The organism is Bradyrhizobium sp. WU425 (genome assembly GCF_021052305.1).
In the GTDB taxonomy this organism is placed as follows: Bacteria; Pseudomonadota; Alphaproteobacteria; order Rhizobiales; family Xanthobacteraceae; genus Bradyrhizobium; species Bradyrhizobium canariense_D.
The window spans coordinates 1,150,511-1,166,590 of record NZ_CP088089.1 but is presented as its reverse complement, the minus strand read 5'-3'; the positions used below and the strand labels follow the sequence as shown (position 1 = coordinate 1,166,590).

Below are 16,080 nucleotides of genomic sequence, written 5' to 3'. Positions count from 1 at the left end.
GCGCCGAAATGGAGCAAGCCTGATGACCACGGGCCGCGAACTCGGAAAGACGCGCCTTCCGCTATGGGCAGCGGGTTTCGTCATCCTGACCTGCTTCGCCATCCTCGGCTTGAGCGCCTGGCGTGAATGGGAAACCCGCAATGCCGATCTCAAGAACGCCGAGATCGACGTCGCCAATCTGGCGCATTCGCTGATCCAGCACGCGGACGACACCTTCGAACTCGTTGATACAATCCTCGTAGGCCTGGTCCACCGGCTCGAAATCGACGGGACGGGTCCGGACACGATCACCAAGCTTCAGGCCTATCTGCCGACACGAAAATCATCGGACCGGATCCGCGGCATCTTCGTTTATGACGCGAGCGGGCAGTGGCTTGCCACGACCGAGCGGCTCGACTTCTCCAAGCTCAACAACAGCGACCGCGAATATTTCCAGCGTCATCGGGACTCGCCGGAGATGGGCACGCTGATCGGACCGCCCGTGAAGAGTCGAGCCGGGGGCCAATGGGTCGTCACCGCGTCCCGCCGGATCAACGATGCCGACGGCGGCTTCGCCGGCGTTGCCCTGCTCACGATCGACGTCGGCTATTTCGTCAAGTTCTACGAGCGGTTCGACATCGGTACGAACGGCTCGGCATCGCTGCTCAACGATAGCGGCATCATGCTGGCGCGCAGCCGCGACGACAGTGGCGCCTTTGTCGGACGCGACCTGTCCAATGCGCCCTTGTTCAAGGGATGGGAAAGTCGCCCCGCCGCAGCAGTCTACTATTTCAAGTCGCCGCTCGATGGCGTCCAGCGGCTGAGCTATTACCAACGCAGCAGCCGCTATCCCCTAATGGTGCTGGCGAGCAAGTCGCGGGACGACGTGCTGGCGCCGTGGCGGCAAGCCGCGGCTGCGCGCACCACCTTCGTCCTCGGCCTCGTGCTGCTGATCGCGGTGATCGGCTTCTACCTGGTCCGTCAGCTCGTACAGCGGCAGCGCACGGCCCAGGCCCTCGTCGTCAACGAAGCAAACTTCCGCCTGTTGGCCGAGCAATCCAGCGACATGGTGACCCGGATCGGGCTGGACAACCGGCTGCTCTACGTTTCCCCCTCGTGCGTACGCATCACGGGCTGGTCCTCCGACGAGCTGCTATCCACCTCGGCCCTGGCCGGCATTCACGCCGACGACATGGAGCGGGTCGAGCAGGCTATCGCCGCGCTTAAGAATGGCGAGGCCGAGGAGACGCGGTTCGTCTATCGCCACCGTCATCGCGACAAGGGCGAGATTTGGGCGGAGGCGGCGTTGCACGTGACCCTGGCGTCGGACAGCGGTGAGATCGACGGCGTCGTCGCGGTGGTGCGCGACATCACCGAGCAGAAGGATCTTCAGGACAAGCTCGCCTCGCTTGCAACGACCGACGGCCTCACCGGACTCGTCAACCGGCGCGCGTTCGACGAGCGCCTCGCCGAGGAATGGGCCCGGGCCCGGCGCGATGGCACGCAGCTCTCGCTCCTGCTGATCGATGTCGATCATTTCAAGAAGTTCAACGACCAATACGGGCATCTGGCGGGCGACGGATGCCTGCGCGCGCTGGGCCGGATCCTATCAACCCACACCAAGCGCCAGGCCGACGTCGCGGCGCGCTACGGTGGCGAAGAATTCGCCGTGCTGTTGCCGAACACCGGTCCCGAGGGCTGCGCCGAGGTCGGCGAAGGGATTCGCAAGGCTCTGCACGATCTCGCCATGCCGCATGCGCAAAGTCCCCCCTCGCGCCTGGTGACCGCAAGCGTTGGCGGCGCGACGAGTCTGCCGTCCCAAACCACGGCGGACTGCAGCACGCTGGTCGGCGCCGCCGACCGCGCGCTCTACGCCGCCAAGGACAACGGCCGTGACCGGCTGGTGATGTCGGGACAGGTCGTTCCCTGGCCCGCCAGGAGCGCGTGACGGATCGACCGCTGGCCCGATTTGTTGCCTGCGCTCCAGCGCGGTATGGCTTGGATCACGGCCGGATGTTCGGCCAATCCGAGAGTGCTGCGGTGACCGGTCAAATCAAACTCGTCCTCTTCGACATGGACAATGTCCTCTGCGACTACGACACGGCAAAGCGTGTCGAATGGCTGGCGAAGGTTGCGGGGACCACGAGCGAATCCGTCCACAAGGCGATCTGGGACAGCGGCTTCGAGCTGCTCGGCGATTCCGGCACACTCGATGCCGCGGACTATTTGCGGGGTTTCGGCGACCGCATCGGCTATCCGCTGTCACTGGACGAGTGGATCGAGGCGCGACGCCGTTCAATGCAGGCCGATCGTGCCATGCTGGAGATTGTCGGCAGCTTGCGTCAAACCGTCGACATTGCCGTCCTGACCAACAACACGACGCTGGTCGCCGACCATATCGCAGCGCTGCTGCCGGAATTGCCACCGCTGTTCGGCTCGCGAATCTACGCCTCGGCCCGGTTCAAGACGGCGAAGCCGGACCCGCGCTGCTTCCGCCTCTGTCTGTCGGAGCTCGACGTCAAACCGGAGAACGTCCTGTTCGTCGACGATCTCATGGCCAATGTCGCCGGTGCGCGAGAGGCGGGCCTGTTCGCGCATCACCACACCTCGGTTGAGGCTTTCAGGCGGGCCCTGTCGGAGCACGGCCTGCTTCACGCATGAATGCGCGATCCGCTTTTCCCGGCGTCAGGCGAGATGGCACGCCACAAAGTGCCCGCCTGCTCCCTCCTTCAGCTCCGGTGCGCTTTCCGCGCAACGCGGCTGGGCGATAGGACAGCGGGTGTGGAAGTGGCAGCCCGACGGCGGCTTCATCGGGCTCGGAACGTCGCCCTTGAGGCGGATGCGCTCGCGCTTGAGCTTGGGATCGGGCACCGGCACCGCCGATAACAGCGCCCTCGTGTAGGGATGCTGCGGATTGCGGTAGAGGTCGCTGGCCTTGGCGAGCTCGACGATACGGCCAAGATACATCACCGCGACCCGGTCGGAGATGTGCTCGACCACCGACAAATCGTGCGCAACGAAGAGATAGGTGAGGTTCAGCTCCGCCTGGAGATCTTCCAGCAAGTTGATGACCTGCGCCTGGATCGAGACGTCGAGCGCAGACACCGGTTCGTCGCAGACGATCAGTTTCGGCTCGACCGCGAGCGCACGCGCGATCACGATGCGCTGGCGCTGACCGCCGGAGAATTCATGCGGATAGCGGCGCATGTGCTCGGCCTTGAGCCCGACCTTCACCAGCAGGCTCGCGACGCGATCCTCACGCTCCTTGGCGGATGAGCCGAGCTTATGGATGACGAGGGCTTCGCCGAGGATGGCGCCAACCGTCATGCGCGGATTGAGGGAGGCGAACGGGTCCTGGAACACAAGCTGCATGTTCCGCCGCATCGCGCGCAAATGGTTGCCGCCGAGCTGGCGGACATCATGACCGTCGAACACGACCTCGCCGTCGGTCGGTTCGATCAGGCGCAGCACGCAGCGTCCCGTCGTCGACTTTCCGCAGCCGGATTCGCCGACGAGGCCGAGCGTCTCGCCGCGGTTGACCGAGAACGAGACCCCATCGACGGCATAAACGCTGCCGACCTGGCGCGACAACAGGCCGCCATGCACGGGAAAATATTTCTTCAGGCCGCTGACGCGGAGCAGGGGCTCGGTCATGCTGCGCCTCCCAACTGCGTATCTCCGAGATGACAGGCCATACGGTGGCCGGGCGCGATCTCGCGCAGCAGCGGCTCCCTCTCGGTGCAGACGCTCATGGCGTGGCGGCAGCGCGGGGCGAAGCGGCAGCCGACCGGCGGATTGATCAGGATCGGCACCGAGCCGCCGATCGCCTCCAGCCGCACCTTGTGCTCGCTGGCGAGATCGATGCGCGGGATCGAGCGGATCAGTCCCTGGGTATAGGGATGGCCGGGATTGCCAAAGAGGTCGTCGACGGGCGCCTCCTCCACCACCTTGCCGGCATACATCACGACGACGCGTTGCGCGGTCTCGGCGACGACGCCCATGGCATGGGTGATCAGCATCACCGCCATGCCGAAGCGTTCCTTCATGTCCTGGAGCAGGTCGAGGATCTGCGCCTGAATAGTGACGTCGAGGGCCGTGGTGGGCTCGTCGGCGATGATCAGTTTCGGCTTGCAGGCGAGAGCCATCGCGATCATCACACGCTGGCGCATGCCGCCGGAGAACTGATGCGGATAGTTGTGCACGCGGCCTTCGGCGTTGGGAATCTGCACCAGCTTGAGCATCTCGATGGTGCGATCGAGCGCCTGTTTCCTGGTGACATTCTCATGGCGGCGCAGGCTTTCGGCGATCTGCTCGCCGATGGTCAGCACCGGATTGAGCGAGGTCATCGGCTCCTGGAAGATGAAGCCGATCTCCTTGGCGCGGATCTCGTCGAGCTGACTGCTCGTCAGCGGCACGAGATCGCGGCCCTCGAAGATGATCTCGCCTGCCGCGATGCGGCCCGGCGGCATCGCGATCAGCTTCAGGATCGACATCGCGGTGACGGTCTTGCCGCAACCGGATTCGCCGACGACGCAGAGCGTCTCGCCGCGGTTGATGGAGATGTCGACACCGTCGACCGCCTGGAGGATGCCGTCGTCGGTGGAGAAGTGGGTTTTCAGTCCCTTGATCTCGAGCAGCGGCGCCATCAGATCACCCGCCGCGCATCGAGCGCGTCACGCAGGCCGTCGCCGATGAAGTTGATGGCGACCACTGCGATGAAGATCGCGCCGCCCGGGAACAGCGCCCAGTGCGGGCCGATGTCGAGAAAGTCTTTCGCGTCATAAAGCAGCCGGCCCCAGGTCGGCGTATCCGGCGGGAAGCCGAGGCCGAGGAAGGACAGCGTCGATTCCGCGATGATGGCTGCGGCCACGTCGATGGTGCCGGCGATGATCACCGGACCGAGCGCATTGGGCAGGATATGGCGCACCACCTGCCGTACCGGGCTGGCTCCGAGAGCGCGCGCGGCTTCGACGAATTCCTTCTCGCGGATCGACAGGAACTGGGCGCGAACGAGGCGGGCGACCGGCATCCAGCGCAAGCCACCGATCACGAGCACGATCAGGATGAAAATGCCGCCCTCGGGGCCGAACGCTGCCTTCAGCCCGTCGCGGAAGAGATAGATCAGCAGCAGCAGCAGGGGCAATTGCGGCAGCGACAAAAAGAGATCGGTGAGCCACATCAGCCCATGGCCGAGCGCGCCGCGCGACATGCCGGCGAGCGCGCCGATCAGCACACCGACAAAGACCGAGACCAGCATCGCGGCGAGACCGACCGCGAGCGAGATGCGCCCGCCATAGATCATGCGGGCGAGGATATCCTGCCCGAGATCGTCGGTGCCAAAGGGATGGGCCAGCGACGGCCCCTGCATGCCCGCCACGATGTCGATGTCGTCGATCTTGACCCGCCAGATAAAGGGGCCGACCACCACCGCCAGGATCAGAACGAGGAGCAGGAACGCGCTGACCACGGCAAGCTTGTGGCGGCTATAGCGCCGCCACGTCTCGCGCCAGGGCGAGTAGACGCGCCGCTCAGCGGAGGGAGATGCGAGGGTCAAGCCAGCCATAAAGAACGTCCGCGATGAGATTGAACAGCACGACCAGGCACGCAAAGACGAAGGTGACGGCCATCACCACCGGCGTGTCGTTGGAAAGGATGGAGGAGATCAGCAGCGAGCCGATGCCGGGGATGCGGAAGATCTGCTCGGTGACGATGGCGCCGCCGAACACCGCCGGGATTTGCAACGCAATCAACGTGACGACCGGGATCATCGCGTTGCGCATCACATGCTTGATGATCACCCGCCTCTGGCCGATGCCCTTGGCGCGCGCGGTGGTGACGTAGTCGAGCCGGATCACGTCGAGCATCGCCGAGCGCACGAAACGCGTCATCGACGCAGCCTGGAACAGGCCGAGCACCGCCACCGGCATGATGGCCTGACGGATCATCTCCAGCACCCAGTGAATTCCCGTGCCCTTGATGTCGGTCGTGTAGACGAAAGGCAGCCAGTCCAGCGTGACCGAGAAGATCAGGATGAACAGGATGCCGGTGAAGAAGGTCGGCAGCGAGAAGCCGACAAAGGCGAGCGTGTTGGCGACCTGGTCGAACAGCGAATAAGGTTTCGTCGCGGCGTAGACCCCGACCGGGATCGCGATCAAGAGCGCAAGGATCTGCGCCGAGCCGATCACGTACAGCGTCGTTGGCAGTCGCTGGAGAATGAGCGTGTCCACGTTCATCCGGCTGACGAAGGAGAAACCCCAGTCGCCGTGCAGCATGGCGTTGAGCCAGTGCAGGTAACGAAGGTAGATCGGATCGTCGAGGCCGAACTTCGCCCGAAGCGCGAGAGCGACTTCGGGCGGCACGTTCGGATTGGTCGCTAGCTCGGAGAAGGGATCGCCCGGGGCGAGTGCGAGCACGACGAACAGCACGAGCGAAATTCCGAGCAGGCTCGGAATCGCGATCAGGAGGCGACGCAGGACATACTGGCTCATGAAGAAGGACCGCTCTAGGCGTGCGTGATCATTCTTCGCGGTACCAGTCGAACAAATTGTCGGTCTCGTTGGCCCAGCCGGAAACGACCGGGCGCAGATTGTTGGCGGCCGCCTCGACCTTCAGACGGTGCTGCACCGGGATGAAAACGATGTCCTGGTACATGAGATCATTGGCCTTGATGTAGAGCGCCGCGCGCTTGACCGGATCCATTTCGCCGTCGGCGGCCAGGATGGTCGCGTCGTACTCCTTGTTGACCCAGCGCGGGAAGTTGGTGCCCTGCCACTTGTTCTCCTTGGTGGCGACGAGGTTCGAAAGGTAACGACGCATGTGCTGCGACGGATCGGGCTGGCTCAGCGGGATCTGGAACATCTCCATGTCGGCGTAGAACTTGGAATAGGTGTCGGGATTGCCGACGTCGGAGGAGAAGAACACGGAGGCGACGACCGATTTCAGCTCGACGTCGATACCCGCCTTCTGGCAGGCCTGCTTGACGATGGCCTGCGTCTTCTGGCGCGGCCCGTTGATCGCGGTCTGGTAGAGGAGCTTCAGCTTCTTGCCGTCCTTCTCGCGGATGCCGTCGGCGCCCGGCTTCCAGCCGGCGTCGTCGAGGATCTTCGAGGCCTTCTCCACGCTGAACTCCCACGAGGTGTTCTTGGACACGAATTTTTCGGGCCCGTTGAGGAAGTTGGCGGTGGTGCGGCCGGCGCGGCCGTAGATGGCCTTCTTGACCGATTCGCGATCGATCAGCAGCGAGAGCGCCTTGCGCACCGCTGGATCAGAAAACAGCGGGTGCTTGGTCTTTATCGAGGAGCGTTCGCCATCGACCTCGGTGTTGGGATCGGTGAAGTTCAGCGCGATGAATTCGGTGTCGCCGCCGACGGCGTAGACGGTTTTTCCCTTGCCGCCCTTCTCCAGGCGCAGCAGCACGTCGTCCTCGACCTGAATGTTCCAGCCGAAATCATATTCGCCAGTCTGGATCACCGCGCGCGCGGCAGAGACGGCGTCGCCGCCGCCCTTCATCTCGATCGAATCGAAATAGGGGCGGTTGGCCATGTGATAATCGGGATTGATCACGCCGCGGACAAGATCGCCCGGCTTGAACTCGACGAACTTGTAGGGGCCGGTACCGACCGGCGAGAGGTTGGTCGGCGCCTCCCGCGACTTGGACCCCATATAGTCCTTGAACAGATGTTTCGGGATGATGGTATTGGGAGCCCCGACAAAAGCGTCGGCCCAGAACGGCGTCGGCTTGTTGAAGAGGATGCGGACCGTGAGGTCGTCCACCTTCTCGACCGTGATGTCGCGGAGCGTCGCAATGGTCAGTGCGGAGGTCGCCGGATCCTTGGCATATTCCCAGTTGAAGACGACGTCGTCGGCCGTGAACGGCGTGCCGTCATGCCATTTGACACCGGGCTTGAGCTTCCAGGTCACTGACTTGCCGTCGGCGGCGAGGCCGCCGTTCTGGATCGAGGGAATTTCGGCGGCCAGGACCAGCTTCATGTTGCCGTCGGGATCCCAACAGGCAAGCGGCTCGTAGAACAGGCGCGCGCCGTCCTGGTCCTTGGTGCCGGTGGCAAAATGCGGATTGAGCAGGGTCGGCCCCTGCCACCACAGCAGCTTGAGCGCACCACCGCCGCCGCGCTTGGTCGGCTTGTAGGTGGAGGCGCCCTCGGCCATGGCGACGCCGCCAAGGGCGAGGATCTGGTTGGCCAAAGGCGCGGTGAGACCCACGGCGGCAAGACGCTGAATGAAGCCGCGGCGATCCATCCGCCCGTCCTTCACGTCACCGATCATCGAACGCAGTTCTTTATCCAGCATGGTTGTCCCCGTCTGGTTCCCGTATGGATGCAGGCGGTCGCGCGAGGCGACCACCGGGCTTGGCTGGCGGTAGATGGCACACCGAATGGGGTGCGCGTCAACTGCGACCGTGTGTATGCAAACGGTCTTCTGACTGTCTGTTGGGCAAAACCATATTCCGCAGCCCATCCGCTCGGCAATCCAGCATCAAAACACGCTGAATTCCGCGCTGCACTGCAGAAAATTTGATCGCCGCATCAGACGAAGTATCGAGGCGAAATTCTACGCCACGGACATGTCGAGCGGCGGCGCGACGTGGTCTGGCAGCGGACAGACGTAAGGCGTCTTGGCTGTCCGCTTCTGGAGGTCAGCCTTGGCAGCCTTGATCAGCTCCGGGTCCGTCAGCGCCTTGATACCGATGCCGGCCATCGCCTTGGCGGCCTGCACCATGGCCTTGTGCGCATGCGCGCTCTTGCCCTGCGCGACCACCTGCCAGGTGTGGAAGGGCGTACCGATTGCAACCGTGGGTGCGTGGACCTGCACGGTCGGCACCACCCAGCTCACGTCGCCGACGTCGGTCGAGCCGACCAGCGGATTGCGCTTGGCATCCAGTGGCACCAGGAAGTCAGCCAGCGGCCGGTCGGTCGGCTCCATGCCGATCGCGTAATAGACCGACTCGATGTCCTTGTCGCTCAGCGTTGCGCGGATCTCCGTGGCAAAGCCCTTGTCTACGTCGTCGAAATGCGGCGGTCCGAGCTCTTCCATGACCCGATGCAGCGCCTGCTCCAGCGGCGTGTTCGGCAGGATGTTGGAGACCGCGGAGATGATCTTCATCTCGACCTTGGTCTCGGTCATCAGCGCCGCGCCGTCCGCGATCTTGCTCACGCGTCCGACCAGCTCGTTCATGCCGGGCAGATCACGGGCGCGGATCGAATAGCGCACGCGCGCATGCGCCTGCACCACGTTCGGGGCGATGCCGCCGGTGTCGAGCAGCGCGTAGTGCACGCGCGCGTCGCTCGGCATGTGCTCGCGCATATAGTTCACGCCGACATTCATCAGCTCCACGGCGTCGAGCGCGGAGCGGCCGAGATGCGGCGAGGCCGCCGCATGCGAGGTACGGCCGGTGAAGATGAAATCGGCGCGGGTGTTGGCGAGTGACGGCGTCACCGCGACTTCCCAGAAGCTGTGCGGATGCCAGGTGATGGCGATGTCGGCGTCTTCGAATGCACCGGAGCGCACCATGAAGGCTTTTGCCGCGCCGCCCTCCTCCGCGGGGCAGCCGTAATAGCGCACGCGGCCCGGCACCTTGTTCTCGGCAAGCCAGTCCTTCACCGCCGTCGCGGCGAGGAGAGCTGCGGAACCCAGCAGATTGTGACCGCAGCCATGGCCGTGGCCGCCAGTCTCGACCGGACGATGCTCCGCGACGCCGGCCTCCTGGCTCAGGCCCGGGAGCGCGTCATATTCCCCCATGAAGGCAATGACCGGTCCGCCCTCGCCCCATTCGCCCATCACCGCGGTCGGAATGCCCGCGACCTGCTCGGTGATGCGGAAACCCTGATGACGCAACTCGGCGAGATGCTCGGCGGCGGATCGCGCCTCGGTGTAGCAGACTTCGGGCATGCCCCAGACCTTGTCGCTGAGGTCGATGAAACGTGCCTTGATCGTGTCGATGCCACGCCAGATGTCGCTGCGGTTGTCCATGCTTCGGCCCCGTGATCCCTCGGTCAAACGAAGCGGCAATGGTTAGCAGCTTCATTGTACCGCGCCTAGCACCTCGCCGGACAGCAGCCATGCGGCCAATGCCGGAGGCCCGCTCGACCGACCGTGCATCAAGCCTTCCCGCGCCTTTCAAAGATTTCATCCGGTGCCTCGGGAATAGTTGGGGAACGAGGCTTTCAAGACGGCCTCCTCCGGCCTAAATTATCCGTGCTTCGCGCGTCGTTCCGCTAATCGGCGGAGCGATGCTCTCAGCCAGGAGAACTCCATGCCCGCCCTGACCGAATGGAGAGTGCCACCGGCCAATCAGCCGCGTGCGAGCGATTACGGTTTCGATCTCGACCGCGCGCTCGCCTCCGTCGTCGGCCTGCATGCCATCATCCCGCCGGACGCCTTCAGCGCCGAGACACTGGGGACCGAACGCGCCGGCAACGGCGTCGTGATCGACGACGGGCTGGTACTCACCATCGGCTACCTCATCACCGAAGCAGAGTCCGTGTGGCTGCATGTCGGAGACGGGCGCGTGGTGGAAGGACATGTGCTCGGCTTCGATGCCGTCACCGGCTTTGGCCTGGTGCAGGCGCTCGGCCAGCTCGATGTCGCCCCCTTGCCGCTCGGGATCTCGGCCGAGACCCGGCTCGGCGACCGCGTCGTGGTCGGCGGCGCCGGCGGACGCACGCGTTCGGTCGCGAGCCAGATCGTGGCCAAGCAGGAATTCGCCGGCTACTGGGAATATCTGCTGGACGAGGCCATCTTCACCCATCCCGCGCACCCGAATTGGGGCGGCACGGCGCTCCTCAACGAGCGCGGCGAGCTGATCGGCATCGGCTCACTGCAGCTCGAACGCGAGCGCGAGGCCAAGGCCGAGCACGTCAACATGATCGTGCCGATCGACCTGTTGAAACCGATCCTGGACGATCTGCGCAAATTCGGCCGCGTCAACAAGCCGGCACGGCCGTGGCTCGGACTGTTTTCGACCGAGATCGACAACCGCGTGGTTGTGATCGGGATCTCCGCCAATGGTCCCGCCGCCCGTGCCGAGCTCAAGACCGGCGACGTCATCCTCGCGGTCGACGGCGAGAAGGTCACGAGCCAAACCGGCTTCTACAAGAAGCTGTGGGGCCTCGGCGCTGCCGGCGTCGACGTGCCGCTGACGGTACATCATGAAGGCGTCACCTTCGACGTCACGGTGACCTCGACCGATCGCTACAAGCTCTTGAAGGCGCCGAAGCTGCACTGACGATCAGAACTGACGCAAGGAAGCGACGATGAGCGAGGCCGTCGTTGACGATATCGTGGCCGTGCTGCCGCCGCTGCTCAATGCGCTGGAGGCGCTCGCCTTTTTTCAGCGCAACCTGCACCCGCCGGCCTTCGGCTCCGTGATGAATGCGATTGGCGCTCCCGACGAGGCGTTGCAAACGGCGCGCGCGGCAATCCGAGAATGGCCGGAGGAGTTCACCGGACTGCGCGAGCGGCTCGATCGTGCCTGCGACGAGACGCTCGCCGCCTTTGCCGGCCTGCGCGAGGTCGAACGTGGCAATGGCGACCTCGTCGCGGTCTTCCGCGCACTACGTCATGTGCCGCGCGCGCAGGAGGCACTCTATCCGCTGGCCGTGCGGTTTCCGCCGGTCAGCAGTTTCTTCCTCAACGCCGCGAATCGCGAGAATGCCGACCTGTTGTCGCGGCTCGAAGCCGGCGCGGACGCGCACACCGGCATCATCCACGATCACAACGAGCCCGGCAGCCGCGGTGGCTTTTCGGTCTACGTGCCCGAATATTATACGCCCGATCGCGCCATGCCGCTGGTGATGGCATTGCACGGCGGCAGCGGCAACGGCCGCGGTTTCCTGTGGAGCTGGCTGCGCGATGCCCGCAGTCTTGGTGCGATCCTGGTGGCGCCGACCGCGACCGGCCCAACCTGGACGCTGATGGGTGACGATTCCGACACGCCCAACCTCATGCGCATTCTCGAAACCGTGCGCAGCCGCTGGACCATCGACGCCTCGCGCATGCTGCTCACCGGCATGAGCGACGGCGGCACCTTCTGCTACGTCACCGGCCTCGACGGCGCCTCGCCCTTCACGCATCTCGCGCCGGTGTCGGCGACCTTCCATCCGCTGATGGTCGAAATGGCTGACGCTGCGCGTCTGCAGCGCCTGCCGATCTTCATCGCGCACGGCAAGCTCGACTGGATGTTTCCGGTGCAGACCGCGCGGCAGACGCAGGCGGCCCTCGCCGCCGCCGGCGCCGACGTCACCTATCGCGAGATCGACGACCTCAGCCACACCTATCCTCGCGAGATCAACGCGGAGCTGGTGCAGTGGCTGAATGGAGAATGAACAACCTCTCCTTCCCTGCGCCCTACTGCCGCGGAACAATCGATCCGGGCCGACGTTATCGCCCGTCATCGGAGGTTTCGCCATGCGGATGTTTCTTGGAATGATTTTGGGCGCGCTGCTGCTTGCCTGCGGCGTGTATGTCTATGACTCCATGCAGACGTCGTCGGTTGCTCATGGCGAGGTCGCGACGACCAATCGCACCATCGTAAACTGGGATGTCGCCAAAGCCGATTGGGACGCGCTGCGCGATCGCGCGCACAAGGACTGGGTCCGCATCTCCTCCAAGTAACGATGTGGTATCATGAATGAGGCGCCGTCGCGGGTCCGCGGCGGCGCCTTCGTATTGCGCGGTGAATATCGCTCGGCTCAGTTCATCTTGGCCTTGCGGGCGTCGGCGATGACCTGCTCGAACTCGTTCATGCTGAGCACGCCGGGCACGCGGTATTTGCCGACGATGAAGGACGGCGTGCCGCGGAAACCGAAGGCTTCGGCCTGCTCGTTGTTGCGCTTGAGCACGGCGTCGATGTCCTTGGCGTGATCGGCGAGATCGCGCTTCAACCGATCCATGTCGACGCCGGCCGCCGCGAGCAGTTCGTTGATGCGCGGCTCCGTCAGGCGCGAGCTGACGCCCATCATGGCGTCATGGGCCTGGTGGTATTTGTCCTGGAATTTCGCCGCCAGCGCGGTCCGCGCGGCCGTGACCGAAACCGGACCGAGAATCGGCCAGTCCTTCATCACCAGCCGGACCTTGCCGTCGTCCTGGATGACCTGACGCAACTCGGGCTCGAGCTTGCGGCAATAGGGGCAGTTATAGTCGGACCATTCGATGATGCTGATATTCCCGTCGGGATTGCCGGCCACGGGAACGTCGGGATCGCGCAGCACCTTGGCTTCGGTCAGCACCTCGTCTTCGTCGGTTGCCGCCCGCGCCGCGGTGATCCCACCGGCGACAAGGGCGCCCGCTCCAATCAGCGTCAGCGCCGCGCGCCGCGTCGGCACAAGGCTCTTATTCCTGAATCCAGCCATATCTCGTTCCATTTCGGTCCCATTTCCGTGGATACGGTCCGAGACTGGGAGTTGTTACAGGTCATATAGAGTGTCGCGGCGCCGATGTCATCGCCACGCTATGCCGGTATCGGGGCCGGCGCTTGGGAAGCGGCAACGCGGGGCAGCATTGCCATCAGCGTGCCGGTCATCGCGGCGATCAACGTGACCTTGCCCTCGTGCTCGGCAAACGCCCTGGCCTCGCAAAAGGTCAGCGTGCGGCCGGGCTTGACCACCTCTGCCTTGAAGACGAAACGCTCGCCCCGTGCCGGCGCGAGCAGCGTAGTCTTGAACTCGACGGTGAGGATATCGGCCTCGCGAGGCATCAGGGTGAAGGCGGCGACACCACAGGCATTGTCGAGGCCTGCGGTAATGATGCCGGCGTGGACAAAGCCGTTCTGCTGTGTGAGGGCCGGCGAATGCAGCATGGCTAATTCAGCCTCGCCCGGCGCAAGGCGGACGATCACGATACCGAGCGTGTGCATCGCCGGCTGGCCGTCGAACATGGCGATGGCAGCCGCGCGATAGCCCGGGTTCTTCGGCTCATATGCAGCCATGGCTCAGGCCTCCGCCTTCTCGGCGAGGTGCCTCAAGGCCACCTCGCGGATGGCATCCGTGAACGGCACCGATTTGCGCTGGCTCCGGTCCATGTGCACGCCCGTGATCTCGCAGAACGCGGCGATCTCGCCGGTCTCGGCATTGGTCATGTCGTGCCGGAAGCGGATCGATTTGTCGCGGATCTCAAGCAGATGGCTGCGGATCTCGACGATGTCACCGGCGCGCAGCTCGCGCTTATAGGTGATGTTCTGCTGCACGGCGGCCATGCCGCGGCCGGAGCCGCGCAGATAGCTCGGCGTCAGCCCGAGGCGGGCGAACAGATTCCAGTTGGCCTCGTCGAATTTGCCGACATACCACATGATGTTCATATGGCCGACGTGATCGCACTGCCATGGATAGACCGTGCCGCGATAGGTCGCCTCCTGCTCCATCGCAATTCTCCCTGGCCTTTTCTGCCTTTGATTGTCGATACGGTAGCGTATCAACCTCCTCCCGCGTTAGCAATACGGCACCGTATCAAGAATCGGCGAGGCTGCCTGCATGAGTGACGGCAAAGGCGATGTCTGGGTCGAGGCAGGGCTCACCGAGCTCGCCCGATCGGGAGTCGAGGGGGTTCGGGTCGAGGTGCTCGCCAAGAACCTGGGCGTCACCAAGGGCGGCTTCTACCGCCGCTTCGCCGACCGTGCCGCGCTGCTCGGTGCCATGCTGGAGCGCTGGCGCGAGGGGCGCTCAATGGCGATCGCGCAGCAGACGAGCCTTGATGGCCAAGAGCCCCGCGAACGGCTGCGGGCGGTGATCCAGCTCTATTCCGAGCGGCTCAATCCCGACGGGATGGCAATCGAGCTTGCGATCCGGCAATGGGCCCGCTCGGACGAGGGCGCCGCCGCGGCGGTGGCGAACGTAGACGCGGCGCGGCTGAAGCACGTCACCGAGCTCTATCGCGCGACCGGCCTCGATACCGAGGCAGCCGAAGCGCAGGCCTTCCTGTTCTACTGCTTCATCTTCGGCCAGAGCCTGCTGTTCGTCGAGCGCGGCCCGCGCAAGCGATCGCAGCTCGTCGCGAAATCGGCCGAGAAGCTACTGGATTAAAGCAAGAGGCCGGAGCTTGGCTCCGGCCTCTGCGTCGTCTGGAAGCGTCAGGCGGCGCCCTTCAGCTTCTTGTTGCATTCGCTGTAATAGCCGCCGCCCTTCTCGATCCACTTCATGCCGCCATTGCCGTTGGTGGCCTTGTTGGCGTTGTACTGGTCGACGCAGGTGTGCAGGCGCCCCTTGCCGGGGGTCTCCTTGGCGTATTTCGGATCGACCGCGTTCGGATAGATCGCGGGGCCGGCCGGCAGGGTCGGGGCAGCAGCCGGGGCGGCCTCCTTCTTCGCCTGCTTCGGCTCGGCGGGAGCGGCGGGCGCAGCAGGAGCGGCCGCGGTCGGCGCAGCCGCTGGCGTCGCGTCCGCGCCGCACTGGGCCTTGCGGAAGTCATTCCACTTCGTGGTGCCGAGCGACCCGTCCTTCTTGGCGGCCTGGTATTTCGCGCTGCACTCCTGCGAGGTCAGCGCCTGCGCCGGCGCACTTGCCACCAGCGCGGCAAAGCCCGACAGCGCAACTGCACATAGCAACTTTGATTGAATGGTCATCCTTGGTCTCCTCCTTGATCTTCCCCCGAGGGAAGTGAACCGAGGATTGCTATCCTAGCGTGCCGCCCGCCCGCGACAAGGAAGCGATGGCTGCTGCCGCCAAAATATAGTGATCCTCCACGTTCCAATTATTCATGTCGCGTTCAGCAACGCCGGCCGACTTTCGCGCCCTTCGCAATTCCCGCAAGAAGAGTGCAGCACCATGACCCTCACATCTCGCCTCGCCGTCGTCGCTCTCGCCTCCCTGCTCGCCACCGGCACCGCCTTCGCGCAGACCGCCGCGCCGGCAGCAAAGACCGACACCAAAACCACAACCGCCGCCCCCATGGACAAGAAGGCACCGAAGGAGCACTCGGCCGAGTCGCTCGAATGCTCCAAGCAGGCCGACGCCAAGGGCCTGCACGGCAAGGAGCGCAAGAAATTCCGCTCCGAATGCATCAAGACCGCCAAGGCCGGCATGGCCGCGCCGGCTGCGGAGAAGAAGTAAATCCTTCCCCCCTGCTCGCGGCTTCGGCGAGAGGCGCGCGCAT

17 protein-coding genes are annotated in these 16,080 nt (G+C 64.5%); 7 read left to right on the top strand and 10 right to left on the bottom strand.

All coding sequences use genetic code 11. From position 1 onward, the window contains the following. Positions 1 to 22 precede the first annotated feature (22 nt). Complete coding sequence (locus BcanWU425_RS05560) at positions 23 to 1,927, top strand: sensor domain-containing diguanylate cyclase (RefSeq protein ID WP_204512480.1); 1,905 nt, start codon at positions 23 to 25, stop codon at positions 1,925 to 1,927. A gap of 65 nt (positions 1,928 to 1,992) precedes the next feature. Further along, positions 1,993 to 2,640 (top strand): HAD family hydrolase, encoded by a 648-nt coding sequence (locus BcanWU425_RS05555; protein ID WP_204512481.1) that lies wholly within the window; start codon positions 1,993 to 1,995, stop codon positions 2,638 to 2,640. 24 nt (positions 2,641 to 2,664) lie between these two features. On the opposite strand, the gene BcanWU425_RS05550 is transcribed toward BcanWU425_RS05555, so the two are convergent. The 6 genes from BcanWU425_RS05550 to BcanWU425_RS05525 all read right to left on the bottom strand — a co-directional run bounded on the left by BcanWU425_RS05550 (position 2,665) and on the right by BcanWU425_RS05525 (position 9,966). Further along, positions 2,665 to 3,633 carry an ABC transporter ATP-binding protein gene (locus BcanWU425_RS05550; protein ID WP_204512482.1) on the bottom strand — a complete coding sequence of 323 codons (969 nt, stop codon included), beginning with the start codon at positions 3,631 to 3,633 and terminating at the stop codon, positions 2,665 to 2,667. After that, complete coding sequence (locus BcanWU425_RS05545; protein WP_085350758.1) at positions 3,630 to 4,625, bottom strand: ABC transporter ATP-binding protein; 996 nt, start codon at positions 4,623 to 4,625, stop codon at positions 3,630 to 3,632. The genes BcanWU425_RS05550 and BcanWU425_RS05545 overlap by 4 nt, the downstream gene beginning before the upstream one ends. Further along, complete coding sequence (locus BcanWU425_RS05540) at positions 4,625 to 5,542, bottom strand: ABC transporter permease (protein ID WP_007597392.1); 918 nt, start codon at positions 5,540 to 5,542, stop codon at positions 4,625 to 4,627. The genes BcanWU425_RS05545 and BcanWU425_RS05540 overlap by 1 nt, the downstream gene beginning before the upstream one ends. Then, positions 5,508 to 6,467 carry an ABC transporter permease gene (locus tag BcanWU425_RS05535; protein ID WP_007597394.1) on the bottom strand — a complete coding sequence of 320 codons (960 nt, stop codon included), beginning with the start codon at positions 6,465 to 6,467 and terminating at the stop codon, positions 5,508 to 5,510. Before BcanWU425_RS05535 ends, BcanWU425_RS05540 begins: the two co-directional genes overlap by 35 nt. A gap of 28 nt (positions 6,468 to 6,495) precedes the next feature. After that, a complete protein-coding gene (locus BcanWU425_RS05530) occupies positions 6,496 to 8,286 on the bottom strand; it encodes a peptide ABC transporter substrate-binding protein (RefSeq protein WP_204512484.1) in 1,791 nt (596 codons plus the stop codon). 261 nt (positions 8,287 to 8,547) lie between these two features. After that, positions 8,548 to 9,966 (bottom strand): M20 family metallopeptidase, encoded by a 1,419-nt coding sequence (locus tag BcanWU425_RS05525; protein ID WP_085361094.1) that lies wholly within the window; start codon positions 9,964 to 9,966, stop codon positions 8,548 to 8,550. 283 nt (positions 9,967 to 10,249) lie between these two features. On the opposite strand from BcanWU425_RS05525, the gene BcanWU425_RS05520 reads away from it, so the two are divergent. The 3 genes from BcanWU425_RS05520 (at position 10,250) to BcanWU425_RS05510 (ending at position 12,609) form a co-directional block, all read left to right on the top strand. Further along, positions 10,250 to 11,221, top strand: coding sequence for a S1C family serine protease (locus BcanWU425_RS05520; protein ID WP_018453218.1), 972 nt, complete (start codon positions 10,250 to 10,252; stop codon positions 11,219 to 11,221). A gap of 28 nt (positions 11,222 to 11,249) precedes the next feature. Beyond that, complete coding sequence (locus BcanWU425_RS05515) at positions 11,250 to 12,320, top strand: phospholipase (protein WP_085361096.1); 1,071 nt, start codon at positions 11,250 to 11,252, stop codon at positions 12,318 to 12,320. A gap of 82 nt (positions 12,321 to 12,402) precedes the next feature. Next, positions 12,403 to 12,609, top strand: a complete 207-nt coding sequence (locus BcanWU425_RS05510; RefSeq protein ID WP_018453216.1) for a hypothetical protein — start codon at positions 12,403 to 12,405, stop codon at positions 12,607 to 12,609. A gap of 77 nt (positions 12,610 to 12,686) precedes the next feature. On the opposite strand, the gene BcanWU425_RS05505 is transcribed toward BcanWU425_RS05510, so the two are convergent. From BcanWU425_RS05505 to BcanWU425_RS05495, 3 genes are all read right to left on the bottom strand, one after another. Beyond that, positions 12,687 to 13,346, bottom strand: a complete 660-nt coding sequence (locus BcanWU425_RS05505) for a DsbA family protein (protein ID WP_026232486.1) — start codon at positions 13,344 to 13,346, stop codon at positions 12,687 to 12,689. 98 nt (positions 13,347 to 13,444) lie between these two features. Next, positions 13,445 to 13,921: a PaaI family thioesterase gene (locus tag BcanWU425_RS05500; RefSeq protein WP_204512485.1), complete on the bottom strand. Its 477-nt coding sequence runs from the start codon at positions 13,919 to 13,921 to the stop codon at positions 13,445 to 13,447. Positions 13,922 to 13,924: 3 nt separating this feature from the next. Then, positions 13,925 to 14,353 (bottom strand): acyl-CoA thioesterase, encoded by a 429-nt coding sequence (locus BcanWU425_RS05495; RefSeq protein WP_018453213.1) that lies wholly within the window; start codon positions 14,351 to 14,353, stop codon positions 13,925 to 13,927. Between the two features lie 109 nt (positions 14,354 to 14,462). Between BcanWU425_RS05495 and BcanWU425_RS05490 the strand changes: the two genes are divergently transcribed. Next, complete coding sequence (locus BcanWU425_RS05490) at positions 14,463 to 15,011, top strand: TetR/AcrR family transcriptional regulator (RefSeq protein WP_085350765.1); 549 nt, start codon at positions 14,463 to 14,465, stop codon at positions 15,009 to 15,011. Between the two features lie 47 nt (positions 15,012 to 15,058). Here BcanWU425_RS05490 and BcanWU425_RS05485 read toward each other — a convergent pair whose 3' ends face one another. Then, on the bottom strand, positions 15,059 to 15,550 hold the full coding sequence (locus BcanWU425_RS05485; protein WP_085361101.1) for a hypothetical protein: 492 nt from the start codon (positions 15,548 to 15,550) through the stop codon (positions 15,059 to 15,061). A 202-nt stretch (positions 15,551 to 15,752) separates the two neighbouring features. On the opposite strand from BcanWU425_RS05485, the gene BcanWU425_RS05480 reads away from it, so the two are divergent. After that, complete coding sequence (locus tag BcanWU425_RS05480; protein ID WP_018453210.1) at positions 15,753 to 16,037, top strand: PsiF family protein; 285 nt, start codon at positions 15,753 to 15,755, stop codon at positions 16,035 to 16,037. The last annotated feature ends 43 nt before the right edge of the window (positions 16,038 to 16,080 follow it).